The organism is Pseudomonas sichuanensis (genome assembly GCF_024749065.1).
Taxonomy (GTDB): domain Bacteria; phylum Pseudomonadota; class Gammaproteobacteria; order Pseudomonadales; family Pseudomonadaceae; genus Aquipseudomonas; species Aquipseudomonas sichuanensis.
Genome location: NZ_CP087185.1, coordinates 4511894 through 4535619, shown reverse-complemented (window position 1 = coordinate 4535619; position 23726 = coordinate 4511894). Strand labels below are relative to the sequence as shown.

19 protein-coding genes, 2 tRNA genes and 2 pseudogenes are annotated in these 23726 nt (G+C 62.7%); 16 read left to right on the top strand and 7 right to left on the bottom strand.

Annotation, left to right across the window (positions count from 1 at the left end):
* The first annotated feature begins 4 nt into the window (after nt 1–4).
* The 6 genes from tolB (at nt 5) to LOY51_RS20460 (ending at nt 4252) form a co-directional block, all read left to right on the top strand.
* Nucleotides 5–1255 carry a Tol-Pal system beta propeller repeat protein TolB gene (gene tolB, locus LOY51_RS20485; RefSeq protein WP_223277225.1) on the top strand — a complete coding sequence of 417 codons (1251 nt, stop codon included), beginning with the start codon at nt 5–7 and terminating at the stop codon, nt 1253–1255.
* Between the two features lie 54 nt (nt 1256–1309).
* On the top strand, nt 1310–1807 hold the full coding sequence (gene pal / locus LOY51_RS20480; RefSeq protein ID WP_008090230.1) for a peptidoglycan-associated lipoprotein Pal: 498 nt from the start codon (nt 1310–1312) through the stop codon (nt 1805–1807).
* A gap of 6 nt (nt 1808–1813) precedes the next feature.
* A complete protein-coding gene (ybgF, locus tag LOY51_RS20475; protein ID WP_125859816.1) occupies nt 1814–2623 on the top strand; it encodes a tol-pal system protein YbgF in 810 nt (269 codons plus the stop codon).
* Nucleotides 2624–2783: 160 nt separating this feature from the next.
* Nucleotides 2784–3431 (top strand): 7-carboxy-7-deazaguanine synthase QueE, encoded by a 648-nt coding sequence (gene queE / locus LOY51_RS20470; RefSeq protein ID WP_125465138.1) that lies wholly within the window; start codon nt 2784–2786, stop codon nt 3429–3431.
* 10 nt (nt 3432–3441) lie between these two features.
* Complete coding sequence (queC, locus tag LOY51_RS20465; RefSeq protein ID WP_125859814.1) at nt 3442–4116, top strand: 7-cyano-7-deazaguanine synthase QueC; 675 nt, start codon at nt 3442–3444, stop codon at nt 4114–4116.
* Between the two features lie 60 nt (nt 4117–4176).
* Nucleotides 4177–4252: transfer RNA gene (locus LOY51_RS20460), tRNA-Lys, on the top strand.
* A gap of 143 nt (nt 4253–4395) precedes the next feature.
* Here LOY51_RS20460 and LOY51_RS20455 read toward each other — a convergent pair.
* The 4 genes and pseudogenes from LOY51_RS20455 to LOY51_RS20445 form a co-directional block, all read right to left on the bottom strand.
* A complete protein-coding gene (locus LOY51_RS20455; RefSeq protein WP_258642818.1) occupies nt 4396–6165 on the bottom strand; it encodes a phosphoethanolamine transferase CptA in 1770 nt (589 codons plus the stop codon).
* Between the two features lie 173 nt (nt 6166–6338).
* Nucleotides 6339–6851 (bottom strand): annotated as a pseudogene (locus LOY51_RS27225) (methyl-accepting chemotaxis protein); the annotation flags it as partial.
* Between the two features lie 345 nt (nt 6852–7196).
* A pseudogene (locus LOY51_RS27220) lies at nt 7197–8246 on the bottom strand (methyl-accepting chemotaxis protein); the annotation flags it as partial.
* A gap of 278 nt (nt 8247–8524) precedes the next feature.
* A complete protein-coding gene (locus LOY51_RS20445) occupies nt 8525–9877 on the bottom strand; it encodes an APC family permease (RefSeq protein ID WP_110992332.1) in 1353 nt (450 codons plus the stop codon).
* A 526-nt stretch (nt 9878–10403) separates the two neighbouring features.
* Here LOY51_RS20445 and LOY51_RS20440 point away from each other — a divergent pair.
* Nucleotides 10404–11918: a YdgA family protein gene (locus tag LOY51_RS20440; RefSeq protein WP_258642814.1), complete on the top strand. Its 1515-nt coding sequence runs from the start codon at nt 10404–10406 to the stop codon at nt 11916–11918.
* Nucleotides 11919–12184: 266 nt separating this feature from the next.
* Entirely contained in the window at nt 12185–13243 is a 1059-nt protein-coding gene (gene nadA, locus LOY51_RS20435) for a quinolinate synthase NadA (RefSeq protein ID WP_125465132.1), read from the top strand.
* A gap of 123 nt (nt 13244–13366) precedes the next feature.
* Here nadA and LOY51_RS20430 read toward each other — a convergent pair whose 3' ends face one another.
* Nucleotides 13367–14803: a M48 family metalloprotease gene (locus tag LOY51_RS20430; protein ID WP_125859649.1), complete on the bottom strand. Its 1437-nt coding sequence runs from the start codon at nt 14801–14803 to the stop codon at nt 13367–13369.
* Nucleotides 14804–14909: 106 nt separating this feature from the next.
* Here LOY51_RS20430 and LOY51_RS20425 point away from each other — a divergent pair, with 106 nt between their 5' ends.
* Nucleotides 14910–15149: a sulfurtransferase TusA family protein gene (locus tag LOY51_RS20425; protein WP_110992328.1), complete on the top strand. Its 240-nt coding sequence runs from the start codon at nt 14910–14912 to the stop codon at nt 15147–15149.
* Between the two features lie 21 nt (nt 15150–15170).
* On the top strand, nt 15171–16241 hold the full coding sequence (locus LOY51_RS20420) for an AI-2E family transporter (protein ID WP_125859647.1): 1071 nt from the start codon (nt 15171–15173) through the stop codon (nt 16239–16241).
* A 118-nt stretch (nt 16242–16359) separates the two neighbouring features.
* On the opposite strand, the gene LOY51_RS20415 is transcribed toward LOY51_RS20420, so the two are convergent.
* Nucleotides 16360–16833, bottom strand: a complete 474-nt coding sequence (locus tag LOY51_RS20415; protein ID WP_125859645.1) for a peroxiredoxin — start codon at nt 16831–16833, stop codon at nt 16360–16362.
* Nucleotides 16834–16843: 10 nt separating this feature from the next.
* Nucleotides 16844–17404, bottom strand: coding sequence for a glycine cleavage system transcriptional repressor (locus tag LOY51_RS20410; protein WP_110992325.1), 561 nt, complete (start codon nt 17402–17404; stop codon nt 16844–16846).
* A 260-nt stretch (nt 17405–17664) separates the two neighbouring features.
* Here LOY51_RS20410 and dapA point away from each other — a divergent pair, with 260 nt between their 5' ends.
* The 6 genes from dapA (at nt 17665) to LOY51_RS20380 (ending at nt 23455) form a co-directional block, all read left to right on the top strand.
* Nucleotides 17665–18552: a 4-hydroxy-tetrahydrodipicolinate synthase gene (gene dapA / locus LOY51_RS20405; protein ID WP_125859643.1), complete on the top strand. Its 888-nt coding sequence runs from the start codon at nt 17665–17667 to the stop codon at nt 18550–18552.
* A 17-nt stretch (nt 18553–18569) separates the two neighbouring features.
* On the top strand, nt 18570–19685 hold the full coding sequence (gene bamC / locus LOY51_RS20400) for an NlpB/DapX family lipoprotein (protein WP_125859641.1): 1116 nt from the start codon (nt 18570–18572) through the stop codon (nt 19683–19685).
* Nucleotides 19686–20444: an MBL fold metallo-hydrolase gene (locus LOY51_RS20395; RefSeq protein ID WP_125465127.1), complete on the top strand. Its 759-nt coding sequence runs from the start codon at nt 19686–19688 to the stop codon at nt 20442–20444.
* Between the two features lie 29 nt (nt 20445–20473).
* Nucleotides 20474–21184, top strand: coding sequence for a phosphoribosylaminoimidazolesuccinocarboxamide synthase (gene purC / locus LOY51_RS20390; RefSeq protein WP_103444794.1), 711 nt, complete (start codon nt 20474–20476; stop codon nt 21182–21184).
* 92 nt (nt 21185–21276) lie between these two features.
* Nucleotides 21277–21366: transfer RNA gene (locus tag LOY51_RS20385), tRNA-Ser, on the top strand.
* A 505-nt stretch (nt 21367–21871) separates the two neighbouring features.
* Nucleotides 21872–23455, top strand: a complete 1584-nt coding sequence (locus tag LOY51_RS20380) for a methyl-accepting chemotaxis protein (protein WP_258646693.1) — start codon at nt 21872–21874, stop codon at nt 23453–23455.
* The last annotated feature ends 271 nt before the right edge of the window (nt 23456–23726 follow it).

Below are 23726 nucleotides of genomic sequence, written 5' to 3'. Positions count from 1 at the left end.
AGGCATGGCCATGGCGGAGGAAAAGAACATCCTGGTCACCAGCGGCAGCGACCGGGCAACCCCCATCGCGGTAGTGCCCTTCGGCGTGCAGGGCGGCAGCGTGCTGCCCGAGGACATGGCCGATATCATTGGCAACGACCTGCGCAACTCCGGCTACTATTCGCCGATTCCGAAGCAGAACATGATCAGCCAGCCTACCCAGGCCAGCGAAGTCATCTTCCGTGACTGGAAAGCACTGGGCGCGCAGTACGTCATGGTCGGCAGCATCGTGCCTGCCGGTGGTCGCCTGCAGGTCAGCTATGCACTGTTCAACGTCGCCACCGAGCAGCAAGTGCTGACCGGTAGCGTCGCGGGTGGTGTCGATCAGCTGCGTGACATGTCCCACTACATCGCCGACCAGTCGTTCGAGAAGCTCACCGGCATCAAGGGTGCGTTCTCCACCCGTATGCTGTACGTGACCGCCGAGCGTTTCTCGACCAACAACACCCGTTACACCCTGCAGCGTTCGGACTACGACGGCGCCCGCGCGGTCACCCTGCTGCAGTCGCGCGAGCCGATCCTGTCGCCGCGTTTCGCCCCGGATGGCAAGCGCATCGCCTACGTGTCGTTCGAGCAGAAGCGTCCGCGCATCTTCATCCAGCACATCGATACCGGTCGCCGCGAACAGGTCACCAATTTCGAAGGCCTGAACGGCGCTCCAGCCTGGTCGCCCGACGGTACTCGCCTGGCGTTCGTGCTGTCGAAGGACGGCAACCCGGACATCTACGTGATGAACGTCGCCTCGCGTCAGATCAGCCGTGTCACTGCCGGCCCCGGTATCAATACCGAGCCGTTCTGGGGCAAGGATGGCAACACCCTTTACTTCACATCCGACCGTGGCGGCAAGCCGCAGATCTACAAACAGTCGGTTAGTGGCGGTGGTGCCGAGCGGGTAACTTTCGTGGGCAACTACAACGCCAACCCGAAACTGTCGGCGGATGAAAAGACCCTGGTGATGATCCATCGCCAACAGGGTTTCACCAACTTCAAAGTGGCTGCCCAGGATCTGCAACGCGGAAGTGTAAAGATTCTCACCGAGACCAGTCTTGATGAGTCTCCCACTGTTGCGCCAAACGGCACCATGCTAATCTACGCCACCCGCCAGCAGGGCCGGGGAGTCTTGATGCTCGTGTCGCTTAACGGCCGCGTGAGGCTCCCGCTTCCTACCGCTCAAGGCGAAGTCAGAGAACCGTCCTGGTCCCCTTACCTGAACTGATTGCGGCGTAACACGTTTTGCTTAACACATTGGGGTTTCATTAGGAGTTTCAAGATGGAAATGCTGAAGTTTGGTAAATTCGCTGCGCTGGCTCTGGCCATGGCCGTAGCTGTAGGTTGCTCCTCGAAAGGCGGCGACAACGCTGGTGAAGGCGCTGTTGATCCGAACGCTGGCTACGGTGCCAACACTGGCGCTGTTGACGGCTCCCTGAGCGAAGAAGCCGCCCTGCGCGCAATCACCACCTTCTACTTCGAATACGACAGCTCGGACCTGAAGCCAGAAGCCATGCGCGCTCTGGACGTTCACGCCAAGGACCTGAAGTCCAACGGCAACCGCGTTGTCCTGGAAGGCAACACCGACGAGCGCGGCACCCGCGAGTACAACATGGCTCTGGGTGAGCGTCGTGCCAAGGCCGTTCAGCGTTACCTGGTTCTGCAGGGCGTTTCCCCTGCTCAGCTGGAACTGGTCTCCTACGGCGAAGAGCGTCCAGTTGCCACCGGCAACGACGAGCAGTCCTGGGCTCAGAACCGTCGCGTAGAACTGCGTAAGTAAGTTCCTATGCGTATGTGCCGCCGTGTAGTAACCGTCCTCGCACTCAGCCTGCCCCTCTCGGCGTGGGCTGCGGTTCCCGTAGTAGATGACAACGCAGGTGGTTTGCCACCTGCGGGTTATGGCACGAGCGGCGCCTATGCCGGAGCAGGGGCTTCGGCCCCTGCTTCTGCAAACGGCCAGCTGTTCATGCAGCTGCAGCAGATGCAGGACCAGATTTCCCGCCAGCAAGGCATCATCGAAGAGCTGCAGAACGATGTGTCGCGCATGAAGCAGGAAAACCTCGAGCGCTATCAGGAACTGGACCGCCGCATTGGCAGCGGAACGGCACCTGCCGCGACTCCCGATAATTCCTCCACCGGTGGTGCGAACAACGCAGCCACGGGTGCCGCCGCCGGCGCCAGCGCCGCGCAGCCACCGGCCGCCAGCAGCGAGCCGGGTGATCCGGCGAAAGAAAAGCTCTATTACGACGCCGCTTTCGACCTGATCAAGCAGAAGGACTTCGACAAGGCCAGCCAGGCCTTCAACGCCTTCCTGCGCAAGTACCCCAACAGCCAGTACGCCGGTAACGCGCAATACTGGCTGGGCGAAGTGAACCTCGCCAAAGGCGACCTGCAGGGCGCCAGCCAGGCCTTTGCCAAGGTCAGCCAGCTGTATCCGCAGCACAATAAGGTGCCGGATTCGCTCTACAAGCTGGCCGACGTCGAGCGCCGCCTGGGCCACACCGACAAGGTCAAAGGCATTTTGCAGAAGGTGGTCACTGACTACCCTAAAACCACTGCCGCCAAACTGGCTGAGCGTGACCTGCAAAAGCTCTGAGTCAATGCTTCATGAAGAAACCCGCGCCTGTCGCGGGTTTTTTCGTTAGAATCACTGCCCTTTTTTCGTAAACACGCTGCTGCGGATAACGCCATGTCGAGTCCGCGACAGTGCCTGACGGAGGCGGACAGCCTGTTCAGCTGTCACGCCCGTGGCGATCATGCAAGACACATTACGCATCACCGAAGTCTTTTACTCGTTGCAGGGTGAAACGCGAACGGCTGGGCTGCCCACGGTATTCGTGCGCCTGACCGGTTGCCCCCTGCGTTGCCAGTACTGCGACAGTGCCTATGCCTTCAGCGGCGGCACTCTGCGTAGCCTGGATTCGATCCTCGAGCAGGTGGCCGGCTTCAAGCCGCGCTATGTCTGTGTCACCGGCGGTGAGCCTTTGGCCCAGCCGAATGCGCTGCCGCTGCTGCGCAGCCTGTGCGATGCCGGTTACGAGGTTTCTCTGGAAACCAGCGGCGCTCTCGATATCAGCGGCGTCGATACCCGGGTCAGCCGCGTGGTCGACCTGAAGACGCCAGGCTCCGAAGAGTCGCACCGTAACCGCTACGAGAACATCGAGCTACTGACCCGCAACGATCAGGTCAAGTTCGTTATCTGCTCACGCGAAGACTACGACTGGGCGGTCTCCAAACTGATCCAGTACAACCTGACCGAGCGTGCCGGCGAAGTGCTGTTCTCGCCCAGCCACCATCAGGTGAAAGCCTCCGACCTGGCTGACTGGATCGTCGCCGACAACCTGCCCGTGCGTTTCCAGCTGCAGCTGCACAAGCTGCTGTGGAACGACGAACCTGGACGCTGAGAGAAAAGACATGACTGAAAAACGCGCGGTAATCCTGCTTTCTGGCGGCCTCGATTCGGCCACCGTGGTGGCCATGGCCAAGGCTGAAGGCTACGCCTGCTACACCATGAGCTTCGACTATGGCCAGCGCCATCGTGCCGAGCTCGAGGCCGCGGCGCGGGTTGCCCATGACCTGGGCGTGGTCGAGCACAAGGTGATTGGCCTGAACCTGAACGGTATCGGCGGCTCGGCCCTGACCGACAGCAGCATCGACGTGCCGGAAGCGCCAAGCGAAGGCATCCCGGTGACTTACGTGCCGGCGCGCAACACCGTGTTCCTCTCGCTGGCGCTCGGCTGGGCCGAAGTGCTTCAGGCGCGCGACATCTTCATTGGTGTCAATGCGGTGGACTATTCCGGTTACCCGGACTGCCGCCCCGAGTTCGTCGAGGCCTTCGAGCGCATGGCCAACCTGGCCACCAAGGCCGGGGTCGAAGGGCAGGGCTTCCGCATCCAGGCGCCGCTGCAGAACCTGAGCAAGGCGCAGATTGTCCAGGCCGGTATCGCTCGCGGCGTGGACTACAGCCTGACCGTGTCCTGCTATCAGGCCGATGATGATGGGCGCGCCTGCGGCAAGTGCGACAGCTGCCGCCTGCGGGCCGATGGCTTCAGTGCAGCCGGTGTAGCGGACCCGACTCGTTATTTTTAAAAAAATGCGTATGAGGTGTTGATTTCTCCTGAGAAATCAGTAATATACGCGCCATCCAACGGGTCGTTAGCTCAGTTGGTAGAGCAGTTGGCTTTTAACCAATTGGTCGTAGGTTCGAATCCTACACGACCCACCATATTGCAGTACGAAAAGCCCGCCTTCATGGCGGGCTTTTTCGTTTCCGCTGCCGCGAGAATGTTCTCCCCATCGCCCTGGTTACAACAAAAAAGCCGATACCTGATTGTTCGGGCATCGGCTTTTTGATGGGCGTTGTCTCTGTCAGCCTTTGCCCGGCTTTACCTCGTCGCTGGATGCGGTGCTTTGCTCGTGTTGCGCCTTGCTGTCGGGCAGTTGGTCGAATTCGCGCAGGCCGTTCTTCACATAAGGGTTGCCGATCCAGCGTGGGCCGGGGCTGAACTGCGTGCTCACCAGGCTCTTGGCGGGCTCGTAGCGGTCGTAGCTCAGCCCGGCCAGGTCGGACAGGGTGTGGATCAGGTGCGAGCTGCTGTAAGGGCGCGAGGCCATCGCCTGCAGGTCTCGTGGGTGGCTGGCCTGCCAGCTCGGCGAGGTCCAGAGCAGGAACGGGATGGTGTACATCGGTCGGGTCGGGTCGCCTTCGTTGCGCCCCAGGCGATCGTGCTGGCCGGAGCTGTAGACATCCTCGCCATGGTCGGAGAGGTACAGCAAGAAGCCGTTCGGCGTGGTGGCCGCGTACCGTTTGATCAGGCTCGATACCACGTAGTCGTTGTAGCGCACCGCGTTGTCATAGAAGTTGTAGGTTTGCACCTTGTCCGGCGACAGCGCCGCCGGGGCGCCGGCATTGTCCTTGAAATGCTCGTAATCTGCCGGATAGCGGTAGCGGTAATCCATGTGGGTGCCGAGCAGGTGGATGATGATGAACTTCTTCTGCGTCGGGTCCTGCAGCGCTTTTTCGAAGGGGGCGAGTACCACATCGTCGTACTGGCTGGCGTTCTGGTTGCGCTGGTTGTTCAGGTAGACCTGCTCGTCCGTCTGCTGGGAGAAGGTGGTGAGCATGGTGTTGCGCTTGGTCATGGTCTGCTGGTTGGTAATCCAGAAGGTCTTGTAGCCCGCCTGCTTCATCAGGTTGATCAGCGACGGATCGGTCAGGAAACGGTCCGGGTGCTGTTCGTCACCGAAGGTGAGGATCTGCTGCATCACTTCGATGGTGTAGGGGCGCGGCGACACCACGTTGCGGAACACCGTCAGGCCCTTGTCACTGGCGGCCAGGGCGTCGAGGTTCGGCGTGGTGTCGCGGTTGTAGCCATACAGGTGCATGTGCTCGCGGGTGGTGGACTCACCCAGCACCAGCACCAGGGTGCGCGGCGTGTCGCCGCTGCTGTCGGCAAGGTTCTGCAGCGGCGGCAGGGCGGCGTTCTGTTGCAGCAGCTCCTGCATGTTGTCGAGCTGCTGGCGGTATTGCCGGTAGCCCACCACCAACTGCCAGGGGACTGCCGGCTCCATGCGCTGTTCGACCTTCTCGCGGGCTTCGGCAAAGGTGCGTTGCTGGGTGACGAGCTGTTTGTAGAACGGCAGCACCAGCAGCGACACCAGCAGCAAGGCTACCACGGGGATGCGGCTGCGCAGAGGCAGGGTAACCGGGCGAATGCGGGTCCACAGCAGCACTGCAACCGCCGTGTACAGCAGCAGTGCCAGGCACAGCGAAACACTGAAGTACTGGCTGAAGTACTCACTGGCCTCGGCGGTGTTCGACTCGAACATCACGAAGATCACGCTCTGCGAGAACTCCTGATGGTAGATGCCGAAGTAACTCAGGCCCACCAGCGAGCTGGCCCACAACACCAGGCCGATGACGGCCGCAAGCCCGCGGGTCAGGCGTGGCAGCAACAGTACCGGTGCCAGCCACAGGCTGCTGAGGATGAAAGCGTCGCGAAACCCGGCGAAACCGGTGGTACCGCTGAACAGCAACAGCGCCTGGGTGACGCCGGAGAAATACCAGAAAAACAGCAGGAGCCAGCCGAGGCCTGCCCAGTCCATGGTTTTTTTAGCGGAGGGGGATGGGGTGGTCACGTGCGCCTCAGGAGCCAGATAGCCGCCATTAGGCTGGCGGCTGCTTAAAGGAGGCGACGCTAGAGCAGGTGAAGTGAAAAGATCGTCAACAGGAAATGAAAGCCTCGAGAAACGTCTGCTGGCACCTGTCTGGGCCGCTGAGCGGCCCTCAAAGTTTCAGTGCGCAGCCGTACCTAGACGCGGAACTGCTCCATCAGGCCCTGTTGCTGGTTGGCCAGCCGGTTGAGCGCCTGGCTGATCCGTGCCGATTCATCGGCCTGCCCGGCCAGCGATTCGGTCACATCGCGAATCCCCGCGACATTGCGATTCACTTCCTCGGCCACCGCGCTCTGCTGCTCGGCTGCGGAGGCGATCTGCAGGTTCATGTCGGTGATCACCGTTACCGCCTGGTCGATGCGTTGCAGGGCGGGCAGGGTCTGTTCCATCTGCGCGGCGCTCTCGCGGGCCTGGCGCTGGCCACCGTGCATGGCACCGACGACGTCCTGGGTGCCCTGTTGCAGGCCTTCGATCACCTGACGAATTTCCTCCACTGATACCTGGGTGCGCTGGGCCAGGCTGCGCACTTCGTCGGCGACCACCGCGAAGCCACGCCCGGCCTCGCCGGCGCGGGCGGCCTCGATCGCGGCATTGAGTGCCAGCAGGTTGGTCTGCTCGGCAATGGCGCGGATCACCTCGAGCACCGAGCCGATCTGCTCGCCACGGCTCTCCAGCGAGCGTGCCTGCTCCATGGCGGCATCCATGCCGCCGGCCAGCTGGTCGATGGCCTGGCGGGTGGCCGCGACCAGGGCCAGGCCTTCGCGGGTAGCCTGGTCGGCGCCGCGTGCGGCCTGGGCGGCTTGCGCGGCGTTGTGGGCGACGTCCTGGGCGGTGGCGCTCATTTCGTTGGCGGCGGTGGCCACCTGTTCGATTTCCCGGTGTTGCTGCTGCATGCCGGTGCTGGTCTGGCTGGCGATCAGCGATGACTGGTCGGCGGTGCCACGGGCCTCCTGCACCGAGCCTTTGAGCTGGGCGATCACCGGCTGCAGCTTGTCCAGGAAGCGGTTGAACCAGCCGGTCAATTGCCCCAGTTCGTCGTCGCGGGCGTAGTCCAGGCGCCGGGTCAGGTCGCCTTCGCCGCTGGCGATGTCTTTCAGGCGCGCGGCCACCGCCAGGATTGGCCGAGTCACGCCGCGGGCGGTCAGCCACACCAGCAGCAGGCCCAGTACGGCAGCGCCCAGGCCGATCAGCAGGCTGGTCAGGTTGGCGCGCTGGTTGTGATCGTCCAGGCGTTGGTTGAGGGCTACCGCCGGCGCTTGCAGCACGCTCTCCGGCAGCTCCAGCAGCACCTGCCAGGGCGCGGCGCCGGGGATCGGGGTGAAGGGGCGCGAGATGCGCATCATGCCGTTATCCAGGCGCTCGACCGGCTGGCTGGCGCGCAGGGGAGCGGCAAAGGCGCTGGCGGCGCTGCCGAAGGCCTGCTCCACGGTCTGGCTCAGTTGCCGGGCGTCCTGGCTATGGCCGGCCAACAGCCCGACCGGGCTGACGATGCTCACCTGGCCCTGGCCGTCGAACAGTTCCTGGCGCCCGGCCAGGGCCAACTGCTGCAGGTTGTCCAGGCCGATGTCCAGGCCGATCACGCCCACCACCTTGCCGCCTTCGAGCAACGGCAGGGCAATGCTGGTCATCAGCACCTTCTGGCCGTTGATCTCGTCGAAGTAGGGGTCGAGCACGCAGGCCTTGGCGGTTTCCAGTGGGCAGGTCAGCCAGCGGTTGTAGGGTGAGCCGTTGGCGCCAATGCTGGCGTCGGCGAGCATCGACTCGGGCATGGCCTCGGTTTCCAGCGCGCCTGGGCTGCTTTGCGACCAGTACAGCGAGAAGCGCCCGCTGTCGTTGCTGCCGGCATCGGCCTGGCCGACGAACTGGGCGTCGCGCTGGTCCAGGGCGTTGGGCTGGAACACCAGGTACAGGCCGATCAGGTCGGGGTTGCCGGCCAGTGCGGCGCGGGCTTCGTGGTTGAGCTGGTTGCGCAGGTCGGTGCCGCCCCGGGCCTTGAGCGCCTGCACCAGGCGGGCGAAACCGTTGCCGTACTGGTAGGCGTCCATGAAGTAGCGCTGGATGCGCAGTGCCTGGGTTTCGCCGTGGGCCTGCAGGCGCAGGCGGGCACTGCGGTCGAGCAGCTCGGTGTTGGCCTGGAACACCTGCTCGGCGTTGCGCCGGGCCTGGGTGAGCGAGGTGGCCACCAGCAGGGCGACGATGGCCAACAGGCACAGGCCGGCGAGCAGGGTGATCTTCCACTGGATGGAGAGGCGGCGCAGCGACATGGGCTTTTCCTTCTCGATCAAAACAGAACGCCCGCGGTCAGGCGGGCGTCGGGTGTGGTTCATTCAGCGATGTAGTTCGGTGGCGCAACCCGGAAGGCTTTGGTCAGCCAGCCCAGGTACAGCACGCCAAGTGCCGCCCAGACACCGCCGAACAGCAGCGAGTGTTCATTCAGGTCCAGCCACAGCGAAACGATGATGCAGAAGCCGATGGTCGGCAGCACCAGGTACTTCATCTTGTTGGCCAGCCCCTGGCGGTTGCCCTCGCGCAGGTAGCAGTGGTTGATCACCGAGAGGTTGACGAAGCTGAACGCCACCAGCGCGCCAAAGTTGATGATCGATGTGGCGGTGACCAGGTCGAAGAAGATCGCCGACAGCGCCACCAGGCCGACAATCGCGATGTTCAGCACCGGGGTCTTGTAGCGCGAGTGCAGGCGGGCGAACACGCTGGCCGGGATCACCTTGTCGCGGCCCATCACGTACAGCAGGCGCGACACGCTGGTCTGCGACGCCAGGCCCGAAGCGATGGTGTTGATCACCGTGCAGGCGATGAATACCGACTGGAACAGCTTGCCGCCGACATACAGGGCGATTTCCGGCAGCGCCGCTTCCTGGTCGTGGAAGCGCTGCATGGTCGGGAAGTAGGCCTGGATGAAGTACGACACGCCGATGAACACCACGCCGCCGATCAGCGCGGTGAGGAAGATCGCCAGCGGGATGGTCTTGCCTGGATTACGGGTTTCTTCCGACAGGCAGGTGACCGCGTCGAAGCCCAGGAACGAGAAGCACAGGATGGTCGCACCCGCGGCCAAGGCGGCGAACTGGGTCTGCTCGTCGCCGAACGGTACCAGGCTCCACGCGGTGCCCAGGCCCTCTCCTTGATCCAGGCCACGCACGCAGAGGTAGACGAACACGCTCATGATCGCCACCTGGACGAGCACGAACAGCAGGTTGAAATGCGCCACCAGGTTGATGCTGCGCATGTTGATCAGGCTGATCACGGTGACGAAGCCGGCCACCCACATCCATGCCGGTACCTCGGGGAACATCGCCGACAGGTACAGCTTGGCCAGCAGCGCGTTGACCATGGGCAGCAGCAGGTAGTCCAGCAGCGACGACCAGCCCACCAGGAAGCCCACGTGCGGGTTGATCGCGCGTTGGGTGTAGGTGTAGGCCGAACCGGACTGCGGGAAGCGCCGCACCAGGGTGCCATAACTCACAGCGGTGAACAGGATGCCCGCCAGCGCCAGGATATAGGCACTGGGCACGTGCCCGGCGGTGATGCCGGAGACGATGCCGAAGGTGTCGAACACGGTCATCGGGGTGAGGTAGGCCAGGCCGATGATCACTACGTGCCAGAGGCGCAGGGATTTACGGAACTGGCCGTTGCCGGTGGCGCGGTGGTCAGGCTGCATGCGCGTGGTACTCCTGGCGTTGGACGGCAGGCACGGCGTGCGGCGGGCACGGCAAGGTCGAGCGGGTGGGCTCCATGTTGTTCACCTTTTATGTTGGAGCTGCGAAGTGCGCGGAGAGGGCGCGGGTGTCAGGGCTTCAAGCGCCGGGACGAGGAAGGCGGCGCGTGCGGGCAGGGGCGTTTGGGCATGATGGCGGCGCGATTGTTCTTCTTCGTGGAATGGGCGCTTGCAAGGTGGGTGAAATAAAAAACGATGGTCATTAGGGTGTCAAGTTAAACATGACAGACTGACCGGTCATGTTGTTTTTTATCTACATTGAAAGGGGTTTTCGGCCTTTTCTTGGCGCTTTACCTGTTTTGTGCGGATTTTCGTGTCTATAAATATTTACGATTTGGCGGGTGGTGGTACGGTGCCTCGCCTGCGTGTGTGCTGCTGCTATGCCATGCGCTCACCCTGACAGTGGTATTCTGCGCGTCCTCGCGTACCTCCACGCGCAGCCCCTTATGGACAGCAATCGGTTCTATTCATGAAGAAATCAGTAAGCATCCTTTCCGGCCTGGCCGTCGCCATCGCCGTCGCAGCCACCGCTGGCGCCTGGTACACCGGCAAACAACTGCCGGCGGAGCTGGAGCGCTCCATCACCCAGGGTAACGAAGAGCTGAAGAAAGCCCTGGTCGGCACTGGCGGCAGCATGACCATCGAACTGGCTTCGCTGGAGCAGCATTTCTTCACCAGCACGGCGCACTACCGCCTCAAGGCCAAGGACATTCAACTGGGCGAGGTCGAGAAGCTGAACTTCGACGTCGGCGTGGTCGACCAGATCGAGCACGGCCCGTTCCCCTGGTCGCGGGTCAAGGCATTCAAGCTGATGCCGGTGATGGCCACCAGCAACAGCGCACTGGAAAAGGACGATTTCACCGCGTCGTGGTTCGCTGCGGCGGGTGACAAAGCGCCCGTCACCGGCCAATTCAGCCTGGGCTATGGCGGCACGGTCGAAAGCGATATCCGCCTGGCGCCGGTCAAGCTCGAGCAGGATGGCAAAAAGGTTCTGGACTTCTCCGGCATGCAATTGCTGGTGAGCGGTGACCGCGAGGGCAAGGCTGCCGAAATTCACGCCAATGCCGACCGTCTGGAACTGAATTTCGCCGATGCGCAAGAGACGCCGGTGAAGATCCTGCTCAGCGGCTTCAAGGTCGGTGGCAAGCTCAGTCAGTCCGCCCACGACATGATCTACCTCGGCAACATCGACCTGGCCCTGGCTGATACGCAGATCACCAGCGGTGCCGATCAGCAAGTGCTGGTGCTCAAGGGGCTGCAGCAGAACAACCTGTACAGCGCCGAAGGCGAAGCCAAGGACAAGCTGTCCGGGCGCCTGGAGTACAAGGTGGCCGACATCAGCTATGCCGGGCGCAAGGTGGGCAGCGGCGAGATGGTCTTCACCATGAAGTCCATCGACATCCAGGCCATGCAGGCACTGCTGGAGTGGTACCAGACCAAGATGCCGCAGGTTCAGCAGGCTGCCGCCGAAGGGCAGGCGCTGCCGTCGCTCGACATGACCCCGGCAGAACAGGCCAAGGTCCAGGGCGATCTGCAAAAGATGCTGGCCGGCAAGCCGCAGTTGGCGCTGGAAAAACTGTCGTTCAAGACGGCCAACGGCGAGAGCCACTTCAGCCTGGCCATGGACTTCGCCAACCCGACCTCGTTCGACCTGCCGCCTGATCAGTTGGGCAAGCAGTTGGTCAGCAGCCTGCACAGCAAGCTGAGCGTGTCCAAGCCGATGGTCGGTGACCTGGCCACCCTGCAAGCACTGCTGGGTGGCGAGACCGACGCGCAGGCCATCGCCCAACAATCCAGCCAGGCCGGTGAGATGGTCGGCATGATGGCGGTGCAGAGTGGCATGGCCACGGTGCAGGGCACTGACGTGGTTTCGAGCCTGAAGTATGCCGATGGCATGGTCGACTTCAACGGCAAGAAGATGACCGTCGAAGAGTTCGCCATGCTGATCAGTGGCCACCTGGCGGCCCTGCAGCCCCAGGGCTGATCGCAGGTCCCAGGCCCAATTCGCGGGGCAAGCCCGCTCCCACAGTGGGAGCGGGCTTGCCCCGCGATTGCATTCAGGCCCGCCACGCAAAAACCCCTTTTGCATCGCTGCGATTGCCTGTAGCCTTCGCCGTCCGATAATAATCCGCGCCCGCAGAGGGGCCGCGAGGGCCCGTCCAGCTGGCCGTCCGGCACCGCTAGCCGATCTGTCAGGGCCGGGTGATACACTCGATTGACGCGCGTACGCGCCCTGCAGGTCCTGCGATCATGACCCAGATTTCCGAACGCCTGTTGGTACAGGCTCACCTCGACGCCAAGCAGCCCCACCCGCTGACGCCCGCGCAGGAGGCCGAGTACCGTGCGGCCATCGCCGCCGAGCTGAAGAAGCAGAATGCCGTGCTGGTCGCCCACTACTATTGCGATCCGGTGATCCAGGCCCTGGCCGAGGAGACCGGCGGTTGCGTGTCCGACTCGCTGGAAATGGCCCGCTTCGGCAAGAACCACCCCGCTGACACGGTGATCGTGGCCGGGGTGCGCTTCATGGGCGAGACGGCGAAGATCCTCACCCCGGAAAAGCGCGTGCTGATGCCGACCCTGGAAGCCACCTGCTCGCTCGACCTGGGCTGCCCGGTCAAGGAGTTCTCGGACTTCTGCGACCAGCACCCCGAGCGCACCGTGGTGGTGTACGCCAACACTTCCGCCGCAGTGAAGGCACGGGCCGACTGGGTAGTGACCTCCAGCTGCGCACTGGAAATCGTCGAAAGCCTGATGGACAACGGCGAGACCATCATCTGGGGCCCGGACCAGCACCTGGGTCGCTACATCCAGAAGCAGACCGGCGCCGACATGCTGCTGTGGGACGGTGCCTGCATCGTCCACGAAGAATTCAAGTCGCGCCAATTGGCCGACATGAAGGCGCTGTACCCGGACGCGGCGATCCTGGTTCACCCGGAGTCGCCGGAAGCGGTGATCGAGCTGGCCGACGCGGTGGGTTCCACCAGCCAGCTGATCAAGGCTGCGCAGACCCTGCCGAACAAGACGTTCATTGTCGCGACCGACCGCGGCATCTTCTACAAGATGCAGCAGTTGTGCCCGGACAAGGAATTCGTCGAAGCCCCCACAGCCGGCAACGGCGCGGCCTGCCGCAGCTGCGCGCACTGCCCGTGGATGGCCATGAATACCCTGGAGCGTGTGCTGGATTGCCTGCGCACTGGCAGCAACGAAATCTTCGTCGAGCCGGCACTGATCCCCAAGGCGATCAAGCCGCTCAACCGCATGCTGGATTTCACCCAGGCGGCGCGCTTGAAGTTGTCGGGCAACGCCTGACCGAAGCTTGAAACCATCGCGGGGCAAGCCCGCTCCCACGTAGCCAGGGCTGATGAAGCATCATCAAACCAACCCTTGGCGGCGTGGGAGCGGGCTTGCCCCGCGATGCTTTCTGGCGGTAAATCAGCGCCCCATCATGTCCTTGACCATGCGCTGCTGCTCCATGACCTCGCGCTGGCGCTGGTCGATCTGCGAGGCCAGCGGGAAGTTGCTGCCCGAACGGCGTTTGGCATAGTCGAGCTGCTGAATGGCCTGGTCGAAGTCGCCAACCAGGGTGAAGTACTCGGCGCGGGCGCGGTGCAGGCCGATGGTGTTGCCGGAAAGGCCGCGCACTTCGGCAACGTCGTACCACACGTCCGGATCGTCCGGGCGGCTCTTGACCAGATCATCCAGCACTTTCTCCGCCTCGGCCGGCTTGCCCTGCTTGACCAGCAGGTCGGCGCGCACCTGTTTCAGCGGATAGTTGCCCGGGTAAAGCGCCTGCAGGCGTGTCGCGCGCTGCTGGGCGTCGGCCAGGCGGTTGTTGGTGATGTCCAGGTCGATTTGCGCCAGGTTGTAGGTGATGTCGTTGGGCGCCTTGGCCAGCAGCGGCTTAAGGCTCTCCCGCGCTTCGTTGAGCTGGCCGCCCTTGATCTGCGCCAAGGCCAGGCCATAGCGCGCGGCGTCCATTTGCGGGTTCTCTTCAAGCTGGGCGCGGAAGCGCTTGGCGGCCAGGCCCGGGGTGCCTTCGTAGGTGAGCTGCACGCGGGCGCGGATCAACTGGTAGCGCAGGCTGTCCTCGACGCCGCCCGCCGGCGCCTGCTCGGCGCGGTTGCGGGTGTCGGCCACCCGGGATTCGGTGACCGGGTGGGTCAGGAGGAATTCCGGCGGTTTGGCGTCGTAGCGGTACTGGCGCGCCAGGCGCTCGAACATGTTGGGCATGTTGCGCGGATCGTAACCGGCTTTTTCGAGGTTCTGGATGCCGATTCGGTCGGCCTCCTGCTCGTTCTGCCGGGAGAAGCGCCGCTGCTCCTGGATGGCCGCCGCCTGGGTACCGGCAATCACGCCAATGCCGGCGTCGCCACCGCCCCCCGCCGCCAGCACGATGCCCGCCAGCAGCGCTGCCATCATCGGCAACTGCATGCGCTGCTGGGCTTCGACGCCACGGGCGAAGTGGCGCTGCGACAAGTGCGCCAGTTCGTGGGCCAGTACCGAGGCATATTCGCCTTCGGTCTGGGCGTTGAGGAACAGCCCGCCGTTGACCCCGACGATGCCGCCGGGCGCGGCGAAGGCGTTGAGTTCCTTGCTGTCGATGAGGATGAATTCCAGGCGCCGGTCCTGCACCTGGCTGGTCTCGGCCAGCTTGTACACGCTGGTCTCGACGAAATCCTTGAGTTGCGGGTCGTTCAGCTGGTTGACGTTGCCACGCAGCAGGCTCAGCCAGGCGCGCCCGAGCTGGTGCTCCTGTTGTGGCGAAACGATCGCGGAACTGGCATCGCCCAGTGACGGCAGGTCGTCGGCGTGGCCGGGCAGGGCCATCAGGCAGGCCAGCGTCAGCAGGGTGGGGCGCAGTAGATTCATGCACAAGCTCGCGTCGGTCAAAAGCCTTACTGTAGCCGGGTCGCACGATGCCGACCAGTGGCGGTATCCTAGTGCCCTTTTTGCCTTGCCAGTGGAGACGCGCCCGATGAGTGACACCCTGACCTGCGACGCCGAACTCGACGCCAGCGGGCTGAACTGCCCGTTGCCGCTGCTCAAGGCGAAGATGGAGCTCAATCGCCTGGCCAGTGGCGCGGTGCTCAAGGTGATCGCCACCGACGCAGGCTCGCAACGCGACTTTCGCACTTTTGCCCGGCTTGCCGGTCATACGCTGCTGCACGAAACGGCCGAGGCCGGGGTGTACACGTACTGGCTGCGCAAGGCCTGAGTTTTCTTTCAAGGATCGGCAATGATCAAAGTGCTACGCGACTGGATGCAGCGCTACTTCTCCGATGAGGAGGCAGTGGTGCTGGCGGTCCTGCTGTTCCTGGCCTTCACCGTGGTGCTGACGTTGGGCGGGATGCTCGCGCCGGTGCTGGCGGGCATGGTCCTGGCCTTCCTGATGCAGGGGCTGGTCAACGCCCTGGAGCGCTTCAAGGTGCCGTCACGGCTGGCGGTGTGGCTGGTGTTCGCGCTGTTCATGGGCGCCCTGGCGGTGTTCATGCTGGTGCTGGTGCCGTTGCTCTGGCATCAGTTGATCACCCTGTTCAATGAGCTGCCCGGCATGCTGGGCAAGTGGCAGTCGCTGTTGCTGCTGCTGCCCGAGCGCTACCCGCACCTGGTGTCGGATGAGCAGGTGCTGCGTGCCATCGAATCGGTGCGCGGTGAAATCGGCAAGTTCGGCCAGTGGGCGCTGACCTTCTCGTTGTCGAGCCTGCCGCTGCTGGTCAACGCGATGATCTACCTGGTGCTGGTGCCGATCCTGGTGTTCTTCTTCCTCAAGGACCGCGAACTGATCGGCCGCTGGGTCAGTGGCTACCTGCCACGCGAGCGCGCCCTGCTCAACCGGGTGGGCGACGAGATGAACCGGCAGATCGCCAACTACATCCGTGGCAAGGGCATCGAGATCCTGATCTGTGGCGTCGCCACCTATATCGCCTTCATCAGCCTGGGGCTCAACTACGCCGCATTGTTGGCGCTGCTGGTGGGGCTGTCGGTGGTGGTGCCTTACGTGGGGGCGGTGGTGGTGACCGTGCCGGTGACCCTGATCGCGCTGTTCCAGTGGGGCTGGGGCGATCAGTTCATCTACCTGATGGCGGTGTACGCGATCATCCAGGCGCTCGATGGCAACGTGCTGGTGCCGCTGCTGTTCTCCGAGGCGGTGAGCCTGCACCCGGTGGCGATCATCTGCGCGGTGCTGTTGTTTGGCGGGTTATGGGGCTTCTGGGGGATCTTCTTCGCGATCCCGCTGGCGACGCTGTTCAAGGCGGTGCTGGATGCGTGGCCGCGGCAGGAGGCATCGGTCGCGCCGATGCTCTAGGGGCTACCCGTGGGAGCGTGCTTCGTGGGAGCGGGCTTGCCCCGCGATAGCGCCTGCCCAGGCAACACCTATGGCCTCGCTGGCGCCATCGCGGGGCAAGCCCGCTCCCACAGAGGTATCAGGCTTTGTTCAAGGCCTCGGCTGCCGCGAGCACGGCATCCACATGCCCCGGTACCTTCACCCCACGCCATTCCTGGCGCAGCACACCGTCCTTGTCGATCAGGAAGGTGCTGCGGTCGACGCCCAGGTACTCCTTGCCGTACAGCTTCTTCAGCTTGATCACGTCGAACAACTGGCACAGCGCCTCGTCCTTGTCGCTGATCAGCTCGAAGGGGAAGGCTTGCTTGGCCTTGAAGTTCTCGTGCGACTTGATGCCGTCGCGCGATACGCCGAATACCACGGTATTGGCGGCCTGGAACGCCGCGTACTGGTCACGGAAACCCTGGCCTTCGGTGGTGCAGCCCGGGGTGCTGTCCTTGGGGTAGAAGTACAGCACTACCTGCTGGCCCTTGAGTTGGGCGAGGCTGACGGCCTGGCCGCTGGTGGCCTGGACCTGGAAATCGGCAACGGGTTGGTCGAGTGCTACGGCCATGAGGGCTTCCTTAGACAGGGTTCTGTGGGCGCCACGGTTCGATCAGCGCGTCCAGGTTGAGGGCGTCGGCAAAGTCCAGGAACTGGTCGCGCAGCCAGCTGATCTGGGTGCCGGCCGGCAGGATCACGGTGAACTGGGCATTGAGCATGCTGCTGCCGGTCTGCGGGGCCAGGTAGGTGTCGCAGGTCATCGCGTCCAGCTCGACGCGGTGGTCGAGGAAGAACTGGCACAGCTCGTTGATGATGTCCGGGCGATAGGCGGCGCTGACGTAGGCCACATAAGGCAGGGCCTGTGGGCGCACTTCCTGCTCGGCGCTGCGCACCACGTCCAGGGTCAGGCCGTGCTTCTTGGCCAGGCCCGGCAGCGTGGTCTCCAGGCGCGCCAGGGCATCCCAGCTGCCGCCGACCTGCAATACCAGGGCGCTGGTTTCGCCGTGGCGGCTCAGGCGCGAGGTGACGACCGCGCAGCGGTTTTCGAAAGCTGCGCGGCTCAGAACATTGGCCAGCTCCATCGGGTTGGGGCCCAGGGCGCTGATGACGAGGAATTGTTCGCGAACGGTGGGGGTGGACATGCAGCATTCCTAAAGCGATGAGCGGTCGGTACAGGACGGGACAAGCCTGCTGTTTGCGTGGGGGCACGGCCACGGTTTCATGGCGATGAACACAGGCCGGGAGCACTGTCGACGGCCCGGCGGGCCGCGCTGTACCGATCAAAGGATCAAGGGTAGCGAAAAGCGGCGCGAAGGGGAATGCTCCGCCCGCCTGCTTCGCTTGTGCAAGGCCGATGCCCCCAGTACCATTACCGCTCTCTTTTTCCGGCAGGAGCAGTTACATGATTGCGGGCAGTATGGTGGCATTGGTCACTCCCATGGATGCACAAGGGCGTCTTGATTGGGACAGCCTCGACAAACTTGTAGACTTCCACCTGGAAAATGGCACCCATGCGATCGTCGCTGTCGGCACCACCGGTGAGTCGGCCACCCTGGATGTGGAGGAACACATCCTGGTCATCAAGCACGTGGTCGAGCGTGTAAAGCACAGCAAGAAGCGCATCCCGGTCATCGCCGGCACCGGTGCCAACTCCACTGCCGAAGCCGTTCACCTCACGCAGAACGCCAAGAATGCTGGCGCCGACGCCTGCCTGCTGGTAGTCCCGTACTACAACAAGCCAACCCAGGAAGGCCTGTACCAGCACTTCAAGCACATTGCCGAAGCCGTCGACATCCCGCAGATCCTCTATAACGTACCCGGCCGCACCTCCTGCGACATGCAGGCCGATACCGTGATCCGCCTGTCGAAGGTCAAGAACATCATCGGCATCAAGGAAGCTACCGGCGACCTGGTGCGCGCCAAGGCCATCCTCGACGGCGTTGACAGCGACTTCGTCGTCCTGTCCGGCGACGACCCGACTGCCGTCGAGCTGATCCTGATGGGCGGCAAGGGCAACATCTCCGTTACCGCCAACGTCGCCCCGCGCGAAATGGCCGACCTGTGCGAGGCCGCCCTTGAGGGCAATGCCGAGAAGGCCCGCGCGATCAACGAAAAACTCATGCCGCTGCACAAAGACCTGTTCTGCGAAGCCAACCCGATCCCGGTGAAGTGGGCGCTCGTTGAAATGGGCCTGATGCACAAAGGTATCCGCCTGCCGCTGACCTGGCTGAGCGACAGCTGTCACGAAAAAGTCCGTACTGCCTTGCGCCAGTCCGGCGTACTGGTTTAATCGAGGAAGTACACCGCATGAAGCGACTGGCTGGTCTTTCCACCCTTGCCCTGATCATCTCCAGCACCAGCGGTTGTGGCTGGCTGTGGGGCGAGGATGGCTATTTCCGCGACCGCGGCAGCGATTACCTGCAGGCGCAGCCCACCGCGCCGATGCAGCTGCCGCCGGACGCCAGCAACGTCAAACGCATGGACCCGCTGCTGCCGATCCCGCGCAACGTTGCCGACGATCACGCCACTGGCGAGTTCGAAGTACCGCGCCCGCAACCGCTGTCGGCAACAGCCGACATCAGCGATTTCAGCCTGCAGCGCAGTGGCAGCAGCCGCTGGGTGCTGGCCCAGCGCTCGCCGGCCGAAGTCTGGCCGGTGACCCATCAGTTCTTCGAAGACAACGGCTTCCGCATTGCCGAAGAGCGTCCGCAGACTGGTGAGTTCAGCACCAGCTGGCAGCGTTTTGACGAGCTCTCCGCGTCGCTCGGCCAGCGTCTGGCCAGCGCCTCCAGCAGCCCCGACAGCGAAGTCCGGGTGCGGGTGCGCATGGAACCAGGCGTGCAGCGCAACACCTCGGAAGTCTATGTGGTCAGCGTCGAGCGCCCGGCAGGCAGCACCGCCGAGCCCGAGTTCTCGTCCACTTCGAGCAACACTGGCGCCGACGCGCTGCTGGTCGATGAAATGCTCGCCAGCATGAACCGCAACGCCGAGAAGGGCGGTTCGGTGTCGCTGCTGGCCGCGCGTGATTTTGATGCGCCGAGCCAGGTCAGCCTCAGTGAGGACGGCAGCGGCAACCCGGTGCTGTACCTGGGCTCCGACCTGGACCGTGCCTGGTCCGGCGTGGGCCGTGCCCTGGAGCAGGGTGAGTGGCGCGTCGAGGACATCAACCGCAGCCTGGGCCTGTACTACATCAACCTGTCGGAAAAACCGGACGACAAGCACAAGGAACCTGGCTTCCTCAGTCGTCTGTTCGGCAGCGAACCGAGCAAGGAAGAGCGTGAGGCCCGCGCCGAGCGTTACCAGGTACGCCTGAGCAAGGTCGGTGAAAACGTCCAGGTCACCGTCGAGAAGAACATCAATACCGTGGCCCCGGCCGATGTGGCCCGCCGCGTGCTGAGCGCAATCCAGGACCGTCTGGGCTAAGTGCGTTTCGCGGTTCTTGGAAGCGGTAGCCAGGGAAACGGCACGCTGATCGCCAGTGGTGACACGCTCATCCTGGTCGATTGCGGCTTCTCGTTGCGGGAGACCGAGCGGCGCCTGGCGCTGCTCGGGGTGTCGGCCACGCAACTGAGCGCGGTGCTGGTCACCCACGAACATGCCGACCATGTGCATGGGGTGGGTTTGCTGGCGCGCCGCTACAATGTACCGGTCTACATGAGCCAGGGCACTTTGCGTGGCCTGCGCAAGCCGGTGGAGGTAGCGGGGTTTCTCAGCTGTGGCGATACACTGCAGATCGGCGATCTGCAGGTCAGCGCCGCACGGGTCGAGCATGATGCCTACGAGCCACTGCAGTACGTGATCAGCGATGGTCGCCGGCGCTTCGGCATGCTGACCGACCTTGGCAGTTACGACATGTACCTGCTGGAGCGTTACCAGGCCCTCGACGCCCTGCTGATCGAGGCCAACCACTGCCGTGACCTGCTGGCACGCGGGCATTACCCGCAGTTCCTCAAGCGACGGGTCGGCGGCAGCCAAGGACATCTGAACAACCACCAGGCCGCAAGCCTGGTGGCCGAGTTGGGCTGGCAGAACCTTCAGCACCTGGTGCTGGCCCACCTCAGCAGCAAGAACAACCAGCCACACCTGGCCCGCCAGTGCTTCGTCGACGCCCTCGGGTGCGACCCGGACTGGCTCCAGGTGGCTAATCAAGACCATGGGCTCGACTGGCGCCTGATCGCCTAGCCCACCAACTCAAGCAAGCGGAGCCCATCATGGAAAAACGCGAAGAACTCTACCGTGGCAAGGCCAAATCGGTTTACAAGACCGATGACGCCGATCGCTTGATCCTGCTGTTCCGTAACGACACTTCGGCGTTCGACGGCAAGCGCATCGAGCAGCTCGACCGTAAAGGCATGGTGAACAACAAGTTCAACGCCTTCATCATGCAGAAGCTCGAAGAAGCCGGCGTGCCGACTCAGTTCGACAAACTGCTGGGTGATAACGAGTGCCTGGTCAAGAAGCTCGACATGATCCCGGTCGAGTGCGTGGTGCGCAACTACGCCGCCGGCAGCCTGGTCAAGCGCCTGGGCGTGGAGGAGGGCATCAAGCTCGAGCCGTCCACCTTCGAACTGTTCCTCAAGAACGACGAGAAGGGCGACCCCTTCATCAACGAATCCCACGTTGTCGCGTTCGGCTGGGGCACCGCCGAGCAGCTGGTCGAGATGAAGAAGCTGTCGTTGAAGGTCAACGAAGTGCTGACCAAGCTGTTCGATGACGCAGGCCTGCTGCTGGTCGACTTCAAGCTGGAGTTCGGCGTGTTCCACGGCCAGATCGTCCTGGGCGACGAGTTCAGCCCGGACGGCTGCCGCCTGTGGGACAAAGAGACCCGCAAGAAGATGGACAAGGACCGCTTCCGCCAGGGCCTGGGTGATGTGATCGAAGCCTACGAAGAAGTTGCAAAACGCCTGGGCGTGCCGCTGTAACCGGCACGTTCACGCAAGCGCCTGATACCACGCGATTTTTTTTCAAAAAAAGGTTTGCCAGAATCTAAATCGCTGGTATGATGCGCGCCATTGGAGAGATGCCGGAGTGGTCGAACGGGACGGATTCGAAATCCGTTGTACTGGCAACAGTACCTAGGGTTCAAATCCCTATCTCTCCGCCATACGCGAAGTAGTCGAAGCCCCCGAAAACCTTGAGTTTTCGGGGGCTTCGTCGTTTCTGGGTGCTATCAATACAACCTCCCTTCGCGATGCTTCGACGACAGATCTCTCGCTGAGCCAGTTAATGCACGGTTTGCCCTTGGAGGCGGGGCGGTGCATCAGCGATGTGGTGAATGCCAACTGGATATTGTTCACAATTTAATCGTGCTATTGGTCACAAATAGCATGGTGTTATGTTGTCGAAAATTTCTCTCAGATGTATATTTCTTCGCGAATGATGGCCTAGTGCTATGAATCGCGTCGTTTCAATCCTTCGAATCCCCTCAGGCTTTCCCTTAGTGTTTGCGAAGGCGCATGAATTGCGCGCATTCATCTTTTACGGGCCTTGCTCTATTTCTCTTGCGCCGTCACTTCAGCTGGACCTGACGGTATTCCCTACCTCCTTCAACCGCTGCAGGTTTGGCCGGCGATGGTTGTCTGAAGAACATAGATATAAGGGCTGTGCAGATGTTCGATGCAAGTGTGAAGGTGCTGGCCGATATGAGTGTGAGGTCGAAACTGACCTTGGGCTTTGCACTGGTTTTATTGCTGACCATCATTATCGCGGGCATTGGCTGGGGAGGGTTGAGCGGACTGGGCGAGCGCAGTGCCAAACTCAGCAGTATTGCCAAGGTCAATGAAGAGGCACGCGAGGTTCGCATTGCACGCCTGAACTACACAGTCTCTCCTGGTGCCGCGCAAGCAACGCTCTTGGTCAAGGCGCTTGATGAACTCAATCTTCGGGTGGATACGCTCGCCAAACTGCTCAGCGACCCGAACGACCTGCGCTGGACCAAGCAGGCAAGTAGCGCTGTCGAACTTTACCGCGCCCACTTCCAGGACTATGCCCGCGCCATCGACGCACACAACGATGCCCAGGCAGTCCAGGCCCTCGATGCCCTGGAGGCCAACCTGAAGAGCCTGCTCGAGGCGTTCGGGCAGTTATCGGATAGCCAGTCGAGCAAGCGTGACAACGAAGTGCAGTCCTTTATCCAGCGTTTGATCGTCGCAGCTGGGCTGGCGCTGTTGCTCGGAGCGCTGGCTGCCTGGTCGATCACCCGTCTGATCGTCGTGCCTTTGAAAGAGGTGCTGCAGAGCGTCGAGCGGGTCGCCAATGGCAATCTGAGCCAGGATATCCAGGTATCCCGGCGTGATGAGCTGGGTGAACTGCAAGCCAGCATGCAGCGCATGACCCTGAACCTGCGTGGTCTTATTGGTGGATTGCGTGACGGTGTGGTGCAGATCGCCAGTGCAGCCGAGGAACTGTCCACCGTGACCGAGCAGACCAGCGCAGGGGTCAGCAGCCAGAAGGTCGAGACCGATCAGGTGGCGACGGCCATGAACCAGATGGCGTCGACCGTGCAGGATGTGGCGCGCAGTGCCGAGCAGGCATCGACTGCGGCGGTCAATGCCAGCCAGGAGGCGCGCGAAAGCGACGTGGTGGTCAATCAGGCCATCGAGCAGATTACCCACCTGGATGCCGAGGTGGGGCACTCGACGCAAGCCATGGCCGAACTCAAGCGCGAGAGCGACAAGATCGGCACGGTGCTGGATGTGATCAAGTCGGTTGCCCAGCAGACCAACCTGCTGGCCTTGAACGCAGCCATCGAAGCCGCACGTGCCGGTGAGGCAGGCCGTGGCTTTGCGGTAGTTGCCGATGAAGTTCGCAGCCTCGCGCAACGCACACAGACTTCCACCGAAGAAATTGAAGGGCTGATTGGCGGCCTGCACCGTGGTACGCAGCAAGTGGGCGATATTCTGGAGCGCAGCCGCGAACTGACCAGCAACAGCGTAGAGTTGACGCGCCGAGCGGGCACTTCATTGATGAGTATCAGCCGTTCGGTGGCCACCATCGAATCGATGAACCTGCAAATTGCCACCGCTTCTGAGCAGCAAAGCGCTGTGGCCGAGGAAATCAATCGCAGCGTGCTCAATGTGCGCGAAGTCTCGGAACAGACTGCGGCGGCCAGCGAAGAAACAGCGGCGTCCAGCGTAAAATTGGCCCGCCTCGGTGCAGAACTGCAAACGTTGGTGGGCCAGTTCAAGCTCTGATCAGGTGATCGAAGGCCCCTACAACTGGCCGTTGTGCGGGCTTATCTTTCAAGGGGGCAGGTGGAGTACAGCAAAATCGGTAGAGCATTTACCTTGTTTTACCCAGGGCATTCGGGTCTTTACCGATTATCGCTAAATCATCGGCAGAGCATGCTCGAGTTCATTCCAATTGGTACTGAATTCATTGCATGCAGTGCGCTGTGCGTCCGCAATAATGCGCTGCTTGAACATGAGTTAGTCGCTGCCGAAAAACTTGCCGGGAGCAGGGCAG

Coding starts and splice junctions, on each gene's coding strand:
- tolB (WP_223277225.1), top strand. CDS start 5: ATGGCCATGGCGGAGGAAAAGAACATCCTGGTCACCAGCGGCAGCGAC.
- pal (WP_008090230.1), top strand. CDS start 1,310: ATGGAAATGCTGAAGTTTGGTAAATTCGCTGCGCTGGCTCTGGCCATG.
- ybgF (WP_125859816.1), top strand. CDS start 1,814: ATGCGTATGTGCCGCCGTGTAGTAACCGTCCTCGCACTCAGCCTGCCC.
- queE (WP_125465138.1), top strand. CDS start 2,784: ATGCAAGACACATTACGCATCACCGAAGTCTTTTACTCGTTGCAGGGT.
- queC (WP_125859814.1), top strand. CDS start 3,442: ATGACTGAAAAACGCGCGGTAATCCTGCTTTCTGGCGGCCTCGATTCG.
- LOY51_RS20445 (WP_110992332.1), bottom strand. CDS start 9,877: ATGCAGCCTGACCACCGCGCCACCGGCAACGGCCAGTTCCGTAAATCC.
- LOY51_RS20440 (WP_258642814.1), top strand. CDS start 10,404: ATGAAGAAATCAGTAAGCATCCTTTCCGGCCTGGCCGTCGCCATCGCC.
- nadA (WP_125465132.1), top strand. CDS start 12,185: ATGACCCAGATTTCCGAACGCCTGTTGGTACAGGCTCACCTCGACGCC.
- LOY51_RS20430 (WP_125859649.1), bottom strand. CDS start 14,803: ATGAATCTACTGCGCCCCACCCTGCTGACGCTGGCCTGCCTGATGGCC.
- LOY51_RS20425 (WP_110992328.1), top strand. CDS start 14,910: ATGAGTGACACCCTGACCTGCGACGCCGAACTCGACGCCAGCGGGCTG.
- LOY51_RS20420 (WP_125859647.1), top strand. CDS start 15,171: ATGATCAAAGTGCTACGCGACTGGATGCAGCGCTACTTCTCCGATGAG.
- LOY51_RS20415 (WP_125859645.1), bottom strand. CDS start 16,833: ATGGCCGTAGCACTCGACCAACCCGTTGCCGATTTCCAGGTCCAGGCC.
- LOY51_RS20410 (WP_110992325.1), bottom strand. CDS start 17,404: ATGTCCACCCCCACCGTTCGCGAACAATTCCTCGTCATCAGCGCCCTG.
- dapA (WP_125859643.1), top strand. CDS start 17,665: ATGATTGCGGGCAGTATGGTGGCATTGGTCACTCCCATGGATGCACAA.
- bamC (WP_125859641.1), top strand. CDS start 18,570: ATGAAGCGACTGGCTGGTCTTTCCACCCTTGCCCTGATCATCTCCAGC.
- purC (WP_103444794.1), top strand. CDS start 20,474: ATGGAAAAACGCGAAGAACTCTACCGTGGCAAGGCCAAATCGGTTTAC.
- LOY51_RS20380 (WP_258646693.1), top strand. CDS start 21,872: ATGTTCGATGCAAGTGTGAAGGTGCTGGCCGATATGAGTGTGAGGTCG.